The 18,651-nt window shown below is 65.5% G+C and carries 17 protein-coding genes; 10 read left to right on the top strand and 7 right to left on the bottom strand.

Going from position 1 to position 18,651, the window contains the following annotated elements; translation table 11 throughout:
- Window positions 1–97: 97 nt before the first annotated feature.
- The 3 genes from ACESL9_RS05450 to ACESL9_RS05440 all read right to left on the bottom strand — a co-directional run bounded on the left by ACESL9_RS05450 (window position 98) and on the right by ACESL9_RS05440 (window position 4,455).
- Window positions 98–943, bottom strand: a complete 846-nt coding sequence (locus ACESL9_RS05450) for a 4-(cytidine 5'-diphospho)-2-C-methyl-D-erythritol kinase (RefSeq protein WP_372613271.1) — start codon at window positions 941–943, stop codon at window positions 98–100.
- Window positions 933–2,642 carry a tetratricopeptide repeat protein gene (locus ACESL9_RS05445; protein ID WP_372613273.1) on the bottom strand — a complete coding sequence of 570 codons (1,710 nt, stop codon included), beginning with the start codon at window positions 2,640–2,642 and terminating at the stop codon, window positions 933–935. Before ACESL9_RS05445 ends, ACESL9_RS05450 begins: the two co-directional genes overlap by 11 nt.
- Before the next feature lie 169 nt (window positions 2,643–2,811).
- Window positions 2,812–4,455: an electron transfer flavoprotein-ubiquinone oxidoreductase gene (locus ACESL9_RS05440; protein WP_372613275.1), complete on the bottom strand. Its 1,644-nt coding sequence runs from the start codon at window positions 4,453–4,455 to the stop codon at window positions 2,812–2,814.
- Between the two features lie 242 nt (window positions 4,456–4,697).
- On the opposite strand from ACESL9_RS05440, the gene greA reads away from it, so the two are divergent.
- Together greA and ACESL9_RS05430 are read left to right on the top strand one after the other, a co-directional pair.
- Window positions 4,698–5,168: a transcription elongation factor GreA gene (gene greA / locus ACESL9_RS05435; RefSeq protein ID WP_372613277.1), complete on the top strand. Its 471-nt coding sequence runs from the start codon at window positions 4,698–4,700 to the stop codon at window positions 5,166–5,168.
- Window positions 5,169–5,190: 22 nt separating this feature from the next.
- A complete protein-coding gene (locus ACESL9_RS05430; RefSeq protein ID WP_372613279.1) occupies window positions 5,191–6,216 on the top strand; it encodes a hypothetical protein in 1,026 nt (341 codons plus the stop codon).
- Between the two features lie 131 nt (window positions 6,217–6,347).
- On the opposite strand, the gene mobA is transcribed toward ACESL9_RS05430, so the two are convergent.
- Complete coding sequence (gene mobA, locus ACESL9_RS05425; protein ID WP_372613281.1) at window positions 6,348–6,974, bottom strand: molybdenum cofactor guanylyltransferase MobA; 627 nt, start codon at window positions 6,972–6,974, stop codon at window positions 6,348–6,350.
- A gap of 81 nt (window positions 6,975–7,055) precedes the next feature.
- Between mobA and ACESL9_RS05420 the strand changes: the two genes are divergently transcribed.
- Both ACESL9_RS05420 and ACESL9_RS05415 read left to right on the top strand, forming a co-directional pair.
- On the top strand, window positions 7,056–7,790 hold the full coding sequence (locus ACESL9_RS05420; RefSeq protein ID WP_372613283.1) for an AzlC family ABC transporter permease: 735 nt from the start codon (window positions 7,056–7,058) through the stop codon (window positions 7,788–7,790).
- Entirely contained in the window at window positions 7,790–8,113 is a 324-nt protein-coding gene (locus ACESL9_RS05415) for an AzlD domain-containing protein (protein WP_372613285.1), read from the top strand. The genes ACESL9_RS05420 and ACESL9_RS05415 overlap by 1 nt, the downstream gene beginning before the upstream one ends.
- Window positions 8,114–8,208: 95 nt before the next feature.
- Here ACESL9_RS05415 and ACESL9_RS05410 read toward each other — a convergent pair whose 3' ends face one another.
- Entirely contained in the window at window positions 8,209–9,015 is an 807-nt protein-coding gene (locus ACESL9_RS05410) for a protein-disulfide reductase DsbD domain-containing protein (protein WP_372674576.1), read from the bottom strand.
- 144 nt (window positions 9,016–9,159) lie between these two features.
- On the opposite strand from ACESL9_RS05410, the gene ACESL9_RS05405 reads away from it, so the two are divergent.
- Complete coding sequence (locus ACESL9_RS05405) at window positions 9,160–9,750, top strand: YqgE/AlgH family protein (RefSeq protein ID WP_372674575.1); 591 nt, start codon at window positions 9,160–9,162, stop codon at window positions 9,748–9,750.
- A gap of 138 nt (window positions 9,751–9,888) precedes the next feature.
- Here the strand turns inward: ACESL9_RS05405 and ACESL9_RS05400 are convergent, their stop codons facing one another.
- On the bottom strand, window positions 9,889–10,836 hold the full coding sequence (locus ACESL9_RS05400) for an L-threonylcarbamoyladenylate synthase (protein ID WP_372613291.1): 948 nt from the start codon (window positions 10,834–10,836) through the stop codon (window positions 9,889–9,891).
- A 115-nt stretch (window positions 10,837–10,951) separates the two neighbouring features.
- Here ACESL9_RS05400 and ACESL9_RS05395 point away from each other — a divergent pair, with 115 nt between their 5' ends.
- The 5 genes from ACESL9_RS05395 to ACESL9_RS05375 are packed head-to-tail and all read left to right on the top strand — an operon-like array spanning window position 10,952 to window position 15,063.
- Complete coding sequence (locus tag ACESL9_RS05395; protein WP_372613293.1) at window positions 10,952–12,673, top strand: acyl-CoA dehydrogenase; 1,722 nt, start codon at window positions 10,952–10,954, stop codon at window positions 12,671–12,673.
- A complete protein-coding gene (locus ACESL9_RS05390) occupies window positions 12,673–13,755 on the top strand; it encodes an MBL fold metallo-hydrolase (protein ID WP_372613333.1) in 1,083 nt (360 codons plus the stop codon). Before ACESL9_RS05395 ends, ACESL9_RS05390 begins: the two co-directional genes overlap by 1 nt.
- A complete protein-coding gene (locus tag ACESL9_RS05385; protein ID WP_372613295.1) occupies window positions 13,718–14,203 on the top strand; it encodes a DUF6173 family protein in 486 nt (161 codons plus the stop codon). Before ACESL9_RS05390 ends, ACESL9_RS05385 begins: the two co-directional genes overlap by 38 nt.
- A gap of 55 nt (window positions 14,204–14,258) precedes the next feature.
- Window positions 14,259–14,393: an aa3-type cytochrome c oxidase subunit IV gene (locus ACESL9_RS05380; protein ID WP_372613297.1), complete on the top strand. Its 135-nt coding sequence runs from the start codon at window positions 14,259–14,261 to the stop codon at window positions 14,391–14,393.
- A 43-nt stretch (window positions 14,394–14,436) separates the two neighbouring features.
- Window positions 14,437–15,063: a hypothetical protein gene (locus tag ACESL9_RS05375; protein WP_372613299.1), complete on the top strand. Its 627-nt coding sequence runs from the start codon at window positions 14,437–14,439 to the stop codon at window positions 15,061–15,063.
- A gap of 36 nt (window positions 15,064–15,099) precedes the next feature.
- Here the strand turns inward: ACESL9_RS05375 and dnaE are convergent, their stop codons facing one another.
- A complete protein-coding gene (dnaE, locus tag ACESL9_RS05370) occupies window positions 15,100–18,612 on the bottom strand; it encodes a DNA polymerase III subunit alpha (protein WP_372613301.1) in 3,513 nt (1,170 codons plus the stop codon).
- Between the last annotated feature and the right edge of the window lie 39 nt (window positions 18,613–18,651).

The following is an 18,651-nucleotide window of genomic DNA, read 5'->3' as shown; positions in this document are numbered from 1 at the left end:
GTAGCCGATATTGGAACATCTTCAAGGGCCATGGGCGCACGCGGCAGTAAACGGCCAATATGACGCGGCTATTACGCAGCCGACATTCACGATCCCCCTAGCCGAGCGTGACCGGCTGCACCCACCAGCCGGGATGAGCGGCGCGAATCACCTCTGCTGCGGCGCCCGCCTCGCCACCGGTGTCGTAGATCGCGAACACCGTCGCGCCCGAGCCGGACATGCGCACCAGATGCGCCCCTGCCGTGGCGCGCAGCGCGTCGAGCGCTGTGCCGACAATCGGCGAAAGCGCGCGCGCCGGGGCTTCGAGATCGTTGCGCATGGTCGCAAGCCACCCGGCCATGGCGCGCGGGGTCGCAAAGCGCGGCAGGCTCTCGGGCATGGGCGGGTTGTCGCGGTGTTCAAGCCCGGCAAAGACCCGAGCGGTGGACAATTCAACACCCGGATTGACCAGAAGCGCCGGCAACGCCGGAGCGCCGCCATATGGGGTGAGCCACTCCCCCACACCGCGCATCCGCACCGCGCGCCCGAAGAGGCAGGCCGGCACGTCCGCGCCCAGCCGTTCCGCGTCCTCGGGCAGAGCCTGCCCGGACAGCGCGGCAAGGGCCCGCAACGCGGCCGCGGCATCCGACGATCCGCCCCCGATGCCCGCCGCGGCCGGAAGGTGTTTTTCCAGCGTGACCGCCGCGTTCACCCCCATATGCGCCGCCGCCCTGAGCGCGAGGTTGTCCCCGTCCAGCGGCACACCCGCCGCCATGGGCCCGGTGACGGTCAACACGGGCGCATCGGCCAATGCCACGCCGAGCCGGTCGCCCAGGTCGGCGAACATCACCAGGCTGTCGAGCAGGTGATACCCATCCGCGCGCTGCCCGGTTACATGCAGGGTGAGGTTGATCTTGGCCGGCGCGAGCGCCTCGGCGACGCTCCGGCTGGCCTCACTCGCCATCGGCCACGCGCAGCGGCTTGGCACCTTCTTCCTCGAGGACCTGATCCAGCCCGACCTCGATCTTGCGGCGGATCCGGTCGGGATCGGCATCTTCGGTGGCATCACCGTATTCGACGAAGGAAAGCGCGCGCCGCCACTGGAATTCTGCCTCGCGGAAACGCCCGACCGCCCAATAGACATCGCCCAGGTGGTCGTTCACGATGGGATCGACCGGCATCAACTCGGTCGCGCGCTCCATATGGCCTACCGCCTCTTCATAGCGGCCAAGCCGATAAAGCGCCCAGCCGAGGCTGTCGACGATGTAGCCCGAGTCGGGCTGTTCGGCGACGGCCTCTTCGATCATCGCCAATGCCTCGTCGAGATTCTCGCGTCGTTCGACCAGCGAGTAGCCCAGGTAGTTGAGCACCTCGGGCCGCCCCGGGTTGAGTTCGAGCGCCTTGCGGAAATCGGCCTCGGCCGCGGGCCAGTCCTTGATCCGTTCGTGACAGATGCCGCGCGCGTAATAGAGGAACCACTGGCTCTCGTCCTCCTGGGGAAACCCCTCCAACGCGCGATCATAGGCCGCCGCGGCCTCTTCATAGCGGTCGAGCGTGCGCATCAGGTCGCCCAGCGCGCTGTGAACCGCCGGCAGATCGCCATGGGTCTCGGACAGGCGGGTGAGAACCTCGATCGCGGCGTCGGGTTTTCCCGCACGGCGCAGCGTGTCGGCCCGGCCCAGTTCGGCGGCGTGAAACGCGCTGTGATCCTGCGGCACCTTGCGGTAACTTTCGGCGGCCAGCTCATGCTGTTCGAGGCTTTCCAGGATCTCCGCCGTCAGCAGGATTGCATCGACATTATCGGGGCGCAGGTATTCGGACAGGCGCGCAAACAGGATCGTGTCGTCGTCACGGGCCTCGCCCCGCAACGCCCCGGCCACTGCATGAAGCACCTCGGACATACCGTCGCGCGGGCTCGACACGATATCGAAAGGCAGGGTTTCCCCCGCCTCGAGCGCATCGCGCATCGCGGAGAGTTCGGGATCGAGACCCTGACCGAAAACCTCGTCGAGAACGGCGATCGCATCGCCGTTGCGGTCAAGCTGGCTGAGCACCTGCACGCGTGCCATCACGCCGCGCCGGGTCTGCATCGCCGATCCGGGGCCACTCTGGCCAAGGATCTCCTCGGCGCTTTCCAGGTCGCCCACCAGCGCCAGCGCAAGCGCCTTGTGATAAAGTGCGAAACTGCGCTGACCGCGATCCTCGGCCACCTCGTCGAAGGCGGCGACCGCATCCGCCATCGCCCCCTTGCCCAGATGCGCCCATCCCTTGATCAACCCGTCGACCAGCGGCCCGATGCCGCGCTCATCGGCGATCCGCTCGAGGATGTCGTCATACCGGTCGTTCGACGCCTCGTCCGCCAGGAGCACCATATGTGCAAGCTGACTGCGCAGTTCCTGCTCTTCCATCGAGCGCGCCACCGGCAGGGCACGATCAACGCGACCCAGCGACAGGTTGGCAAGCACGACCGACTCCATCAGTGACGGATTGCCCGGATCACGCGTGAGCGCCTGCGTATAGTAGAGCGCCGCATTCTCGAAATCGCCCAAGTACCGCGCCTGGCGCCCGGCAAGATAGGACCCCACCAACCCCTCGGCCACGGCCGGTGCCGCCCCGAGTTGCATGACAAGCGCCAGAGTTGCTGCCCATTTGGATACGGTCATTGATCGCCCTGCCTTTCGCCCGTGGAATTGCCGCGTCAGACTAACCGACCTTGCGCCAAACGCAATGCGGCGCATCCACGCCTTGGCAAAAGCCGCGGTAACTTTCGAGTGGGGTAGGCCGTCAGCATGTAAACGGGGCCGCGCGGGCCCCGTTCGTCAGTGACGCGGGTCACATGTTGGGATAATTCGGCCCGTCACCGCCCTGCGGCGTAACCCAGTTGATGTTCTGGCTGGGGTCCTTGATATCGCAGGTCTTGCAGTGCACGCAGTTCTGGAAATTGATCACGAATTCCTGCTTGCCGTCCTTCTCGACCACCTCGTAAACCCCGGCCGGGCAATAGCGCTGGGCCGGTTCGGCGTATTTCGGGACGTTGACCGAGATCGGCACCGACGGGTCCTTGAGGTGCAGATGGCAGGGCTGGTTTTCATCGTGGTTGGTCATCGAGAAGCTGACATTGGTCAGCCGGTCAAAGCTGAGCTTGCCATCGGGCTTGGGATACTCGATCGGCTTGTGCTTTTCGGCCGGTTCGGTCGCCTGCGCGTCGGTCTTGCCATGTTTCATGGTCCCGAAAAGCGAGAAACCGGCGGTGTTGCACCACATGTCGAAACCGCCCAGCGCAAGGCTTGGCAGCAGGCCCCAGTTCGACCACATCGGCTTGACGTTGCGCACCTTCTTGAGGTCCTTGCCGATGGCGCCTTCGCGAACCTCCTGCTCGTAGGCGGTGAGCTCGTCGCCCTCGCGGCCCGCCTCGATCGCGGCATGGGCAGCCTCGGCAGCCGCCTTGCCCGAGAGCATCGCGTTGTGATTGCCCTTGATCCGCGGAACATTGACCATGCCCACCGAACAGCCCAGCAGCGCAAGGCCGGGGACCACCATCTTGGGCATCGACTGGTACCCGCCCTCTGAAATGGCCCGCGCGCCATAGGCCACGCGCTTGCCGCCTTCCAGAAGCTCGGCCACCATAGGGTGATGCTTGAACCGCTGGAATTCCATGTAGGGGTATAGATGCGGATTGGCATAGTTCAGGTGGACCACGAAACCCACGTAAACCTGATTGTTATCAAGATGATATATGAAAGACCCCCCACCCGCATTGCTGCCCAGCGGCCAACCCATCGTGTGGGTCACGGAACCTTCCTTGTGCTTGGCCGGGTCGATCTCCCAGATCTCTTTCATGCCGAGACCGAATTTCTGCGGCTCCTTGCCCTTCGAAAGGTCATATTTCGCCATTACCTCTTTCGCGAGGCTTCCGCGTACCCCCTCTGACAGGAACACGTATTTGCCATGCAATTCCATGCCCGGCTCGGTATTCGGGCCGATGCTGCCATCGGGTTCCAGACCGAACACCCCGGCCACCACGCCCTTGATCCGGTCGCCGTCATAAACCAGTTCGGAACAGGCCATGCCCGGGAAGATCTCGACGCCGAGTTCCTCGGCCTGCTCGGCCATCCAGCGGCAGACATTGCCCATCGAGACGATGTAATTGCCGTGGTTGTTCATCAGCGGCGGCATCGGCCAGTTGGGGACGCGGATTCCGCCGGCTTCGCCCAGCATGTAGAAATTGTCTTCCTTCACCGGTACGTTGAGAGGCGCGCCCTTCTCCTTCCAGTCGGGTATGAGCGCATCGAGCCCGCAGGGGTCGAGCACCGCGCCCGACAGGATATGCGCACCGACCTCCGAACCCTTCTCGAGGACGACGACATCCAGATCGGGATCAAGCTGCTTGAGCCGGATCGCCGCGGACAGACCCGCCGGCCCCGCGCCGACGATCACCACGTCGTATTCCATCGCTTCGCGTTCGACATCGGCCATGTGCGGCTCCTCTTCTGAGTGGCAAAGACACTTCAACGCTGGATACACGGGGGGGCCAAGTCGCGTCAATCGCGACAGGACGTCACCTCCCCGAGAAAGTGGTGCGGGCGTGCCGGCCCGACCGGTTGCGCGCAAGACCGACGTGACCTATTGCAATCAAAGCGCCATTGAAGGCAGTGTATTGGGAACGAACGGGGTAGGCGAGATCATCGTCGCCCCCATTTTAATGTGGAATGACGATCATGGAAAAAATCCCGATGACGCGCGCAGGGTTCGATGCCCTGCAGACCGAACTGAAGAAGCTCAAGTCCGAGGACCGCCCTGCCATCATCCGCGCCATCGCCGAGGCGCGCGAGCATGGCGACCTGAGCGAGAATGCCGAGTATCATTCCGCCAAGGAGAAACAGAGCTTCATCGAGGGCCGCATCAAGGAGCTTGAAGGCGTGATCAGCCTTGCCGACGTGATCGACCCCAAGAAGCTCTCCGGCGCGATCAAGTTCGGCGCGACCGTCACGCTTGTCGACGAGGACACCGACGAGGAAAAGACCTATCAGATCGTCGGCGAGTACGAGGCCGATATCGAGGCCGGCAAGCTCAACATCAAGTCGCCCATCGCCCGCGCCCTGATCGGCAAGGAAGAAGGCGACAGCGTCGAAGTGCGCACGCCGGGCGGTGAACGCAGCTATGAAGTGCTCAACATAGAATATGTCTGAGCACGCCTGAGAGGGCCCCGCGATGGCCGATCCGAACGAAAGCCGACCAACAACACCACTTGGCATCTATGACCGCGCATCACGCCCCGTCATCACCGGGATCGAGATCATCGCGCTGGTGCTTTCGGCGCTCTGGCTGATCGGGGCAGCCACGTTCTTTCTCGTGCTGGAAACGCCCGCACCCCGGACCCGGGAGCCGGAAACCGGCACGGACGGGCTGCGCTTTGTCATGACCATGCTGGCCGTCTTCATGCCGGTGGCGATGATCTGGGTCGCGGCCACGGCGGCGCGCGCATCAAGGGTCATGCGCGAAGAAAGCCAGCGGCTTCAGGCGGCGATCGATGCGATCCGTCAGGCCTATGTCGCACAATCCCGGGGCGGCGGCGGGACGAGCGACGCTTCGGTCCAGAAGAAACTCGACGAGATCGCGGCGGCCCAGAAAAAGACCGAAACCGCCCTGGCGACATTTCACTCCTCGCGCGAGCGCCCGGCCCCGGCGCCGGCACGGGCAGCGGAACCGGCGCAGTCGAATCAGGCGGCGTTGCCTCTTGGCACGCGGGCCGAGGACATGGCGCCGCCGCTCGGGCGGGCCGATTTCATCCGGGCGCTGAACTTTCCCGAGACCGCCGAGGACACCGAAGGCTTCGCGGCCCTGCGCAAGGCGCTCAGGGACCGGCAGGCCAAGGAGCTCATTCAGGCCAGCCAGGACGTGCTGACCCTGCTCAGCCAGGACGGGATCTACATGGACGATCTGCGCCCCGACATGGCGCGCCCCGAGATCTGGCGCAGGTTCGCCACCGGGGAACGCGGCCGCGCGGTGGCTGCCCTTGGCGGGGTGCGCGACCGGTCGTCACTGGCACTGACAGCCGGGCGGATGCGACAGGACCCCATTTTCCGCGATGCGGCGCATCATTTCCTGCGCAAGTTCGACCAGATGTTCGCCGGTTTCGCGCAAGAGGCCAGCGACACGGAAATCTCGGATCTGGCCAACACCCGCACGGCGCGGGCCTTCATGCTGCTGGGTCGGGTGGCCGGTACCTTCGACTGACCGCGCGCGCGGGGCTATGGTCGGGCGGCACCGGCCCCTTGCTTCATCTGACCTGGAACTCCCAGAGAGTGGGGGTGATCCCCTCGCTCGGCCACCCGATGACGAGGATCATGCGCAATCGGCCCCATCGATCACCGACTTCTTTCCTCCGTCCCGAGCATTTCCCGCGCCGAAGCAAGGTCATCGGGCGTATTGATGTTGAAGAAAGGATCGAACGGATGCGCCTCGAACATCGCCACGCGCGCGCCGTGCTCCCCGGCCCAGCGCATCACCCGGCGCGCGCCGCCCGCCAGCGCCGCGCGCAGCTCGTCGCGCAAGCCCACCGGCCACAGGCCGAAGATCGGATGCCACCCCTCTGCCGTGGCCGCGATCACCGGGCAGGCGGATTTGCCCTGCCCCGCCTCGCCGAGCCGCGCCACCAGGTCGGGCGGAAAGAACGGCGTGTCCCCCGCAACCGTGACCACCCGTTGCGCGCCCTGCCCCGCGGCCCAGTCCATCGCCGCAAGGATACCGGCGAGCGGGCCGGGAAAGCCGGCCACGCTGTCGGAGATCACCGGAAGGTCGTAGGCCGCGAACCGCGTCGCATCGCCATTGGCGTTGAGCGCGACATCCGCCACCTGCGGCCTGAGCCGCGCAAGCACGTGATCGAGAATCCGGCCCTCGCCCAGAGGCAAAAGCGTCTTGTCGCCGCCCCCCAGCCGCGTGGCCAGTCCACCGGCAAGGATCACGCCGGGAATTGCTCCGGACGGGCGGATCATGTGCTTTCCTTCACAAGGCAACTGGTTTGCATCCCCGGCTCCGACAGGTTAGGCGGTTGGCAATCAAACTAGGGTCAAGCGATGCTGCCTGCCACCGATAAATCCGCCTTCTGGATGGGCGTGCGCGGCGCGGCGCCCTTCATCCTCGTTGTCGTGCCCTTTGCCATGCTGTTTGGCGTCGTGGCCACCGAGGCGGGGCTTAGCGTTCTGGAAACATTCATCTTTTCCACCACGGTCGTGGCCGGGGCCGCGCAGTTCACGGCGCTGCAACTCATGCAGGAGCAGGCGCCCACCCTGATCGTCCTGATCTCGGCGCTGGCGGTCAACCTTCGGCTGGCGATGTATTCCGCCGCGCTGACCCCGCACCTGGGCGCGGCGCCCTTCTGGACAAGGGTTTTCGTGGCCTATCTCACCGTCGATCAAAGCTATGCCTGCTCCGTCGCCGCGTATGAGCGCAACCCCGACTGGGACCTGCGCACCAAGCTGATCTTCTTTTTCGGCACCTGCGCGCCAGTCCTGCCGCTATGGATCCTCGCCTCGCTGGCCGGCGCACTGATCGGGCAGGCGATCCCACCCGCCTTGGCGCTGGATTTCGCGGTGCCGATCACCTTCCTGGCAATCATCGCACCGATGCTGCGCACCCTCGCCCATGTCGCTGCGGCCTTCGTCGCGGTGATCCTCGCGCTGAGCTTCGCCTGGCTGCCCTTCAACCTGGGGCTGCTCGTGGGCGGGCTGGGCGGCATGATGACCGGCGCTCAGGTCGAAGTGATGCTGGAGCGGCGAATGAAGAACCTGAAATCCGGTGAGGTGCGCTGATGGATCATGTCACCATCTGGATCGTGATTGCCGGGCTTGGCATCGGCAGCTTCTTTCTGCGCTTCGTCTTCCTCGGGGTAATCGGCAACCGGCCGCTGCCCGCCTGGATCCTGCGGCACCTGCGCTATACGGCAGTGGCGGTCATCCCGGCGCTGGTCGCGCCGATGGTGCTCTGGCCCGCGGCCACGGGCGAACAGTTCGATGCGCCACGCATGGCCGCGGCGTTCATGACCCTCGGGATCGGTCTGGCCACGAAAAACGTGCTGGCCGCGATCGTTCTGGGCGCGCTGACGCTCTATGCCGGGCTTTACATCGCCGGCTGAAGCGTTCCGCCAACGCCTGCGACGGGCAAAGGCCGGAACGCAGCGCACCCTGTCAGCGGAAGATCAGCAGCGCGGCGCCTGTGGCGGCGATCGCATCATCCACCGCAACCACGAATGTCGACGGCGCGCGATTCGCCCAGCAGCGTGAAGCGAAGGCCCGACCGGTCGAGCGCGAAGGGCTGGCCCGTGTCACTCATCAACTCGAACCGCGCGGTGAGCGTGTCGCCCGCGCGCTCCATCTCCGGCTCGGAGACCCAGATCATCGGGTTGGCGGTTTCCAGCGCGGCGGTTTCCGTCTCGCCTATGGGCGGCAGGGTGAACCGCGCGGTCAGGATCAACCCGTCATCGCCGGGCGCGATGGCACACTCGTGATGAGAGAGCCCCGCCTCGTCTCCGCGCACGGGCCGATCGGCCAGCGCGGCCGCGATGGCGGGCACCGGGGGCGCATCGGCGCGCGCCTCCAGCGTCACGGCGTCGAGGTCGAGCTGGACCGGAACGCAGACGTCCTGGCAGATGCCGATTTCGATATGGCCGGCCAGTTGCACGGGCCGCCCGGCGCGGTCAGGCGTGATCACGAGCGGCAGGATCACGTCACCCTCATAGCCGATGCTGCGCATGCCGTTCTGGTCGAACACCTCCGGCCGGGGCCATTCGATATCGAGCGCCCCGAGATTGCGCGAGCCCGACCAGTCGAACACGGGCGGAATGCCGGCGTCGCCGGGTGCGCGCCAATAGGTTTTCCAACCCGTGGCGAGCCGGAATTCAAGCCCGGCCATGAGCGTGCCATCCGACATCTGCCAGCCGGGAACAAGACGCATGGAGACCATGTCGGCGTAAGGGTTGGCGCGCAACGGCAGCGCGGCGAGACAAAGGGCACAAAGCAGGGCGGTCAGTCTGATCATGAGCGCAGTGATGCGCGGGGGCGCGGTAAAGAACAACTCACTTTCCAGCGAGAATCGGCGAATGTGGCGCAAATCCCGCGCTTGAACATCAGCCCGTGGAAGCGCATGTATGGTCCATGAACATGGCAAACCAAGGTCAGACCGATGGCAGGTAGAATGCCGGGCGCTGACGACCTCGATATGGACCTGACCGGCACGCTGTTGATCGCGATGCCGGGGATGGGCGATGCGCGGTTCGACAAATCCGTGGTATTCGTTTGCGCCCACTCCGACGAGGGGGCAATGGGCCTGATCGTGAACAAGCCCACAGACGACCTGCGGCTTTCGGCCCTGGTCGAGCAGCTTGAACTGGGCGAGGGCGGATGCGCGCGCGACCTGCCGGTGTATTTCGGCGGACCGGTGGAACACGGTCGGGGATTCGTGCTGCATTCGGGCGATTACACCTCGCCGATCTCGACGCTGCGTGTGAATGACGATTTCGCCCTGACCGCGACGCTCGACATTCTCGAGGAGCTGGCCGCCGGGCGGGGGCCGATGCGGGCGATCATGGCGCTGGGCTATGCCGGCTGGGGGCCGGGGCAACTCGAAAGCGAGATCCTGGCCAATGGCTGGCTCACTGCCGAAGCCGGGGCCGACCTGGTGTTCGACACCGCAGACGTCCGCAAGTGGAGCGCCGCGCTGCGCACGCTGGGCGTGGACCCGCTGAGCCTCTCGGCGGCGGCGGGGCGGGCCTGATCCAAATGTGCGCTTCCGCGCAAATTGTTTCCAGCATGTGGAGTTTCCAGCATGTGGAGAGGTGACGCATCTCTCGGCGGGCCGGCCCAGTGGCCCGTGCCGGAATTTGAGTATTTTTCCCAAGAAAGAACAGCGGGTTCAGTCTCGCGGGGCCGCTGCACGGCGCAGCCGGTCGTTGATCGCGCGGCCAAGGCCGGTTTCGGGAATGGGTGACACGGCGATGGGCGCGGTTCCGTCGTCGATCCGGTGCAGCATGGCGAAAAGATTGGCCGCGGCCTCGGTCAGATCACCGCCGGGCGAGAGATTGAGATCGGCCTCGGCCGCCGCCCCGAAGCCCAAAAGCCGCTCGCCGGGGCGTTTCCCGGTCGCGTTGAGGCGCACCGGCGCCGTTGGCGCGTAATGCGAAGCCAACTGGCCCGGGGCGGTGACCTCCGGCCCCGACGTGGCCAGCGGGCAGCCCAGCGCCGCCTCGATTTCCTCGCTGGCAAGCCCGCCGGGGCGCAGCAGGCGCGGGATGTCGTCGGTCAGGCCGACGATGGTGCTCTCGACCCCCACCGGGCAGGGGCCACCATCGAGAATGGCCTCGATCCGGCCCGAGAGGCCGGCGGCGACATGATCGGCATTGGTCGGGCTGATCCGGCCCGAGGGGTTGGCCGAAGGCGCTGCCACCGGGCCGCCGAAGCGCCGCAGTAGCGCCCGCGCCAGCGGATGGGCGGGTACGCGCAGCGCAAGGCTGGGCAGGTCGGCGGTGACGAGCGGCGAGATCGGACTCCCGGGTAAAAGCGGCAGCACGAGGGTCAGCGGGCCGGGCCAGAACCGGGTGGCGAGCGTCTCGGCTTTGTCGGACCACGCGACGAACGCCCGCGCGGCCTGCGCCTCGGCCAGGTGCACGATCAGCGGGTTGAAGCGCGGCCGCCCCTTTGCGGCGAAGATCCGCGCCACCGCCCGGCCATTGCGCGCATCCGCGCCCAGCCCGTAAACCGTTTCGGTGGGAAAGGCGACGAGCCCGCCCGCACCCAGGATGGCGGCGGCGCGGTCAAGCCCGCGGTCATCGGCATCGAGGCGAAGGGTGGCAAGTTCGGTCATGGCATTGACGCCGCGTTTTGATATGTGAAGGCGCAAGTCTTGCTTTACGCTGGGCTGTGGGTCTGCATACAAGCGCCCGCATCCGAAGCCAAGCCGCCAGTCAAGGAGTTGAGTGATGCCCTATAGCGCGCCGATCGCCGATTATGCCTATATGTTCGACCATGTCGTCGGGTTTTCGCAAGTTGCCGAAACCGAACGGTTTTCCGAGGCCAGCCCCGACATGGTGACCGCGATCCTCGGCGAAGCCGGGCGCATGTGCGAGGACAAGCTCGCCCCGCTGCAGCGCGAGGGCGACCTGAACGGTGCCTATCTCGAAAACGGCGTGGTGCGCACCCCGCCGGGCTTTGCCGAAGGGTATGCCGCGATCCGCGAGGGCGGCTGGCTGGGGATCTCGGCAGATCCCGAATATGGCGGGATGGGCCTTCCGATGGCGATGATGAGCGCCGTGAACGAAATGATGAGCGGCGCCTGCATGGCGCTTCAGCTCAACCCGCTTCTGACCCAGGGCCAGATCGAGGCGCTGGAACATCATGCCAGCGACGAGATCAAGGCGCTGTACCTGCCCAAGCTGATCAGCGGCGAGTGGAACGGCACCATGAACCTGACCGAGCCGCAGGCCGGCTCGGACGTGGGCGCGCTCAGCACCCGGGCCGAGGCCAACGGCGACGGCACCTATGCCATCACGGGGCAGAAGATCTATATCACCTGGGGCGACGGCGATTTCATGGAAAACGTCTGTCACCTGGTGCTTGCGCGGCTGCCCGACGGGGTGCCGGGGCCGAAGGGAATCAGCCTTTTCCTGGTGCCCAAGTATATCCCGGATGCGGATGGCAAGCCGGGCAAGGCCAACGCACTCAAGGTGGTCAGCCTCGAACACAAGCTGGGGGTGCATGGCAGCCCGACCTGCGTGATGCAATATGACGGCGCGACCGGCTGGATGGTGGGCCCCGAACATGGCGGCATGGCGGCGATGTTCACGATGATGAACAATGCCCGCCTTGGCGTCGGTGTCCAGGGGATCGGCGTGGCCGAGGCCGCCTATCAGCATGCGCTGGCCTATGCGCAGGACCGCAAGCAGGGCCGCACCCCGGTCAAGGACGGCAAGGGCACGATCATCGAGCATGCCGATGTGCGCCGGATGCTGGCCACGATGAAGGCCGACATCTTCGCCGCGCGCGCGATCGGGCTGGCCTGTGCGGTGGCGATCGACATGGGCAATGCCACGGGCGACAAGGAATGGCAGGCACGCGGGGCCTTCCTCACTCCCATCGCCAAGGCGTTCGGCTCGGAAACCGGCATGCGCGTGGCCGAGCTGGGCGTGCAGGTGCATGGCGGCATGGGGTTCATCGAGGAAACCGGCGCCGCCCAGTTCAGCCGCGACGTGCGGGTCACTGCGATCTACGAGGGCACGAACGGCATCCAGGCAATGGACCTTGCCGGCCGCAAGCTCATGGACGGGGGCGAGGCGGGCTATGCGCTGATCGAGGAGATCGCCAAACAGGCCGAGGCCGCGCGTCCGAAACAGCCGCGCATGGCCGGTGCCGTCTGGGACGCGGTCGAGGCCCTGCGCGAGGCGACCGAATGGATGGTGTCGCAGGGCGACGTCACCGAACGCTTTGCCGGGGCGGTGCCGTTCCTCATGGGCTGGGCGCGGGTTCTTGGGGCGCATTACCACCTGCGCGCGGCCTGCGCCGAAGAGGGCGATGGCCCGCGCACGCGGCTGGCACGCTTCTATATCCAGCGGCTTCTGCCCGAATACGCCGCGCAACTGGCCCACGCAACGCAGGGCGCAGGCGATCTCTATGCGCTCACCGACGACGATCTGGGGGCGGCATGATGGATGGCAGCGCCGGGCATCTGACCTATCCGTGGGAGACCCCGCCCGCCGAAGGCGAGGCGGTCGAGGTGGCCCCCGGTGTATTATGGCTGCGCCTACCGCTGCCGATGGCGCTCGATCACGTCAATATCTACGCCCTGGACGAGGGCGACCACTGGACCATCATCGACGCCGGGATGAAAACCGGCCGGACCGAGGCGCTTTGGGAGCGGTTGCTCGACGGGCCGCTCGCGGGCAAGCCGGTGGGCCGGGTGATGCTGACCCATCACCATCCCGATCACGTCGGCATGGCAGGCTGGTTCGTCGCGCGCGGGGCCGAACTCTGGACCTCGCGCACGGCCTATCTCATGGCGCGGATGCTGATCCTCGATGTCGAGGAGCATCCGACCGCGCAGGCCGAGGCGTTCTGGCGCGGCGCGGGCATGGATGCGGCCATGCTCGACAAGCGGATGCGCGAGCGGCCATTCAACTTCGCCGATATGTGCCATGACCTTCCGGTCGGCTATACCCGCGTGCAGCAGGGCGAGGTGATCCGCATGGGCGGGCGCGACTGGGATGTGCACATGGGCAACGGCCACGCGCCCGAACATGTCACGCTCTGGAGTCGCGACGACAACCTGGTGATCGCGGGCGATCAGGTCATCAGTTCGATCAGCCCCAATATCGGCGTCTATCCGACCGAACCCGAGGCCGAGCCGCTGGGCGAGTGGATGGAAGCCTGCGAGCGCCTGGCGCAATATGCGCGCGCCGACCAACTGGTGCTGTCGGGGCACAAGCTGCCCTTTACCGGTCTGCCGCTGCGACTGCGCCAGTTGCTCGACAATCACCATGGCGCGCTCGCCCGGCTCGAGGCGCATCTGGACCAGCCCCGGCTGGCCTCGGAGTGCTTTGCCCCGCTATTCAAGCGCAGGATCGACGAGGGAATCTATGGTATGGCCCTTGTGGAAACGGTCGCGCATCTCAATCATCTGCTGCACGAGGGGCGCGTGACGCGCACCCGCCGCGCCGATGGGGCGTGGCTCTGGCAGCAAGGGGGGAACGACGATGCAGGACGAGATCAGGACATCGGCCGAAGCCTATGAAGACAGCGCGATTCCGCGCCGCCACGAGGTCCATGCCGACCCCGAAACCGAAGCGTGCAACGACGTGCCCGACGCGGTCAGGCAAAAGCCGCTCAAGCACAAAAGCCCCGCCGAATGGGCCTATGAGCGGCTGATCCTCTATATTCAGAATTTCGAGGAACAGCTCGACAACGAGCACGAGGTCGCGATGGGCTTTACCGGCGGCGACACGGGCGTGATCCGGATCGAGGGGATGGGATTCTTCGACCCCGACATCGTCACGTTCTACGGGTCGGACGCCACCGGCACGCGCACCCAGTTGATCCAGCATGTCAGCCAGCTGAACGTGATGCTGCGCGCCCTGCCCCGGCAGGTCGATCGCGCCGTGCCGCGCCGCATCGGGTTTCGCCTGGCACAAGATCTCGACAAGGAGAACGAAACCGCCAAATCCGGTGACAAGCAAGGGTGACAGGCCCGCGCAAATCGTCTATCCACATCCGCAACATCAGTATCGGAGCGCAGAAATGAGTGAACACAAGCACGGTGAAATGGACATCACGGTTCAGGAAAAGACCTTTGAAGGGTTCGTGAAGTACATGACCTGGTCCGCTGTCGCGATCATTCTCCTTTTGCTTTTCATCGCTCTGGTGAATGCCTGATTTCGGGTTCTGGTTCTGATCTCCGAAAGGGGCATCGCCTGGTATGCGCAAGCTACTTGCGGCCCTGATCGGGCTTGTCCTTCTGGCGGGCTGCGCCGCCGACCCGGTCTGGGCACCCGAAGAGGCCGTGCAGGCGGCGCAATACCGCCATCTGGGTCCGCCGCGCGTGACCTTGTTCACCATGGTCAGCAACGAAACCGGGGCGGGCGGGCATTCCTCGCTGATGATCAATGCCTCGCAGCGGGTCATCTGGGATCCGTCGGGCAGCTTCCATCACGACACGATCCCCGAGCGTAACGACCTGCTATACGGCATCACCCCGGCGGTGGCCGATGTCTACACGCGCTACCACGCCCGCAAGACATGGCATGTGATCATCCAGGAACTCGATGTCACGCCAGAGGCGGCCGAACGGGCGTTTGCGCTGGCGCAGGGTTATGGCGCCGTGCCCAACGCCTATTGTGCCCATTCGACGAGCGCGATCCTGCGCCAGTTGCCCGGGCTCGAAGGGATCCGCCAGACCATGTTGCCGGTCAAGCTCGCCGAGCAGATCCGCGAGGTGCCGGGCGTGCGCGAACGGGTGCTGCATGAATATGACAGCGACGACAATTCCCGCGTTCTCGAAGACTGGGACCCGGCGCGCTTTGCACTGTCGCAAAGCTCCGGTTGATCCCGCCGCCCCCGGAACCGGCGTCTGCCGACAGGCTCAGACCTCCTGCACCTCCACCACCCCCGGAAGGCTGCGGATCGCGCCCTTGATCTGTGGGTTCACCGGGAACTCGCGTCCTGTATCGACCTCTACCTCGCCGGGCAGTTCGGGATTCATCAGGCAGAACCGGATCGGCCCGCGCCCGGCGTTGCGGATCTTGTCCTGCGCGTCCGAGAGAACATCGGCCACCGCACGGATCGCGGCCTGATCCTCGACGAAAATCCTCAGACCCACCGCCCCCGCATCGGCCACCACCGCGTCGATCGGCGCCACGGAGCGGCCCAGCAGCTTGAGCTGGTCGGCCTCCATCGTTGCCTCGGCGGTGATCACCACCTTCTCGCCGGTTTCCAGGAAATCGCGCGATTTCTCGAGCGTTTCCGAAAACAGCGTCACCTCGTAGGCGCCGCTCACGTCCGAGAGCTGAACGAAGGCAAAGCGGTTGCCGCGCGCCGACTTGCGCTCCTGCCGCCCTGCGACCACCCCGGCCAGCTTGGCCAGATGCGGCCCGGCCTCTGCCTTGGCGCTGACCTCGTCGAGGCTCATCACCCCCTTGCGCTTGAGCACCGCGGCGTAATCGTCAAGCGGATGCCCCGAAAGGTAGAAACCCACCGCGCGGAACTCCTCGCCCAGCCGCTCGGCGGGCAGCCAGTCGTTTACCGGCGAAAGGCGCGGTTCGGGCAGATCGTCGCCCGCATCCCCGAAAAGCGACACCTGGTTCGAGCTCTTTTGCTCATGCACCGCGGCCGAATACCCCATCAGCGCCTCAAGCGACTCGAACACCCGGCGGCGGTTCTGGTCCAACTCGTCGAACGCCCCGGCCCGTGCCAGCATTTCAAGCGACCGCTTGCCCACCCGCTTGAGATCGACCCGCCGCGCGAAATCGAACAGGGTGGCAAATGGCTTGTCCTGCCCGTCCACGCGCCGCGCGTCGGTGATGAGCCGCATCGCCTCGACACCCACGTTCTTGAGCGCGCCCAGCGCATAGTGCAGCACCTGCCCGCGCACGGTGAACATCGCCTCGGAGCGGTTCACGCAGGGCGGCAACCAGTCCAGCCGCAGCCCCTTTTTCACCTCTTCGAAATAGACGCCCAGCTTGTCGGTGAGGTGAATATCGCAATTCATCACCCCGGCCATGAACTCCACCGGGTGATTGGCCTTGAGCCACGCGGTCTGGTAACTGACCACCGCATAGGCCGCCGCGTGGGACTTGTTGAAGCCGTAGTTGGCGAACTTGTCCAAGAGGTTCCACACCTCGACGGCCTTGGCCTCGTCAACGCCGTTCTCCTTGGCGCCCGCGATGAACTTGGGCCGCTCGGCGTCCATCGCCGCCTGGATCTTCTTGCCCATCGCCCGGCGCAGCAGGTCGGCACCACCAAGGCTGTAACCCGCCATTTCCTGCGCGATCTGCATCACCTGTTCCTGGTAGACGATGATGCCCTGGGTTTCATCCAGGATATGATCGATGCTGGGATGCAGCGTATCGCGCTCGGACAAGCCGTTCTTGACCTCGCAGAATTTCGGGATGTTTTCCATCGGACCGGGGCGATAGAGCGCCACCAGCGCGATGATGTCCTCGATGCAGTCGGGCTTCATCCGCTTGAGCGCGTCCATCATGCCCGAGCTTTCCACCTGGAACACCGCCACGGTGCGGGCGCGGGCATAGAGTTCATAGGTCTTGGCGTCATCGAGCGGGATCTGCCCGATATCGTTCTCGGCCCCCGGGAAGGGCGTGTAGATGGTGCTGCCATCCGCCGCGACATGCAGGCTGCGCCCCTCACCGTGGATCAGGTCCATCGCGTTCTGGATCACGGTCAGGGTTTTCAGCCCCAGGAAGTCGAACTTCACCAGCCCCGCCTGCTCGACCCATTTCATGTTGAACTGCGTCGCCGGCATGTCCGAGCGCGGGTCCTGGTAAAGCGGCACCAGCTCGTCAAGCGGTCGATCCCCGATCACCACCCCCGCCGCATGGGTCGAGGCGTTTCGCAAGAGCCCTTCGAGCTTCATCCCGTAATTCAGCAGCCGGTCCACGACTTCCTCGGCGCGCGCTGCCTCGCGCAGCCGGTCCTCCTGCGCCAGCGCCTGCTCGATCGACACCGGCTTGACGCCTTCGACCGGGATCATCTTCGAAAGCCGGTCAACCTGTCCATAGGGCATCTGCAACACCCGACCCACGTCGCGCACCGCGGCCTTGGACAAGAGCGCGCCAAAGGTGATGATCTGCCCCACCTTGTCGCGGCCATAGGTCTCCTGCACATAGCGGATCACCTCTTCGCGGCGATCCATGCAGAAGTCGATGTCAAAATCGGGCATGCTGACCCGCTCGGGGTTGAGGAACCGCTCGAACAGCAGGCTGTAACGCAACGGGTCCAGATCGGTGATGGTCAGCGCATAGGCCACGAGGCTCCCAGCACCCGAGCCGCGCCCCGGCCCGACCGGGATGTCATGTTCCTTGGCCCATTTGATGAAATCGGCCACGATCAGGAAATAGCCGGGAAAGCCCATCCCCTCGATGATGCCCAGCTCGAATTCGAGCCGCTTTTCGTAGTCTTCCACCGGCGCCGCATGGGGAATGACCGCCAGCCGCGCGGCCAACCCCTCCTTGGCCTGGCGGCGCAATTCCTCGACCTCGTCCTCGGCGAAACGCGGCAGGATCGGGTCGCGCCGGTAGGCCATGAACGCGCAGCGCTGCGCGATTTCCACCGTGTTCTCGACTGCCTCGGGCAGATCGGCGAACAAGGTCACCATTTCCTGCGGGCTCTTGAAATAATGCTGCGGAGTCAGGCGGCGGCGCGGCTCGGACTGATCGACATAGGCACCATCGGCGATACAGATCAGCGCATCATGCGCCTCGTACATCTCGCTTTGCGGAAAATAGGCGTCATTCGTCGCGACCAGTGGCAGATCCATGTCATAGGCCATCTCGACCAGGCCGCGCTCGGTCGCCCGCTCGGCCTGTGGAAGGCCGTTTTCGCCCGGGTGGCGCTGCAACTCGACATAAAGCCGGTCGCCGAACATCGCCGCAAAGCGCTCCATCAACGCCCGCGCCGCCGGTTTCTGCCCGCCCTGCAACAGCCGCCCGACCGGCCCGTCGGGGCCCCCGGTCAGGCAGATCAGCCCGCCGGAATACCGCTCGAGCTCGTCCATCGTGACCTGCACCAACCCGCCGTGCTTGTCCACGTAAAGGCAGGAATTGAGCTTCATCAGGTTCCCGTACCCGCCCTCGTTCTGCGCCAGCAGAACCACCGGCGCGGGCATCCGCGGCTTTTCCCCCGGCGCGGAGTCGACATAGGCCAGATCGACCTGGCACCCGATGATCGGCTGCACCCCCGCCCCGCTCAGCGTCACGGAAAACTCCAGCGCCGCGAACATGTTGTTGGTGTCGGTCAGCGCGACCGCGGGCATCTGCATCTTGTCGCACAGCGCCGGCAACGACTTGAGCCGCACCGCCCCTTCCAGAAGCGAATATTCGGAATGCACGCGAAGATGAATGAATCGGGGATCACTGCTCATACCCCGAGACTACCCGCAGCACGGCACATGCGAAAGCAT

It is taken from the genome of Aquicoccus sp. (genome assembly GCF_041686535.1).
Lineage (GTDB): Bacteria > Pseudomonadota > Alphaproteobacteria > Rhodobacterales > Rhodobacteraceae > Aquicoccus.
The sequence above is the reverse complement of the archived record's forward strand: the minus strand, read 5'-3'. Positions and strand labels throughout refer to the sequence as shown.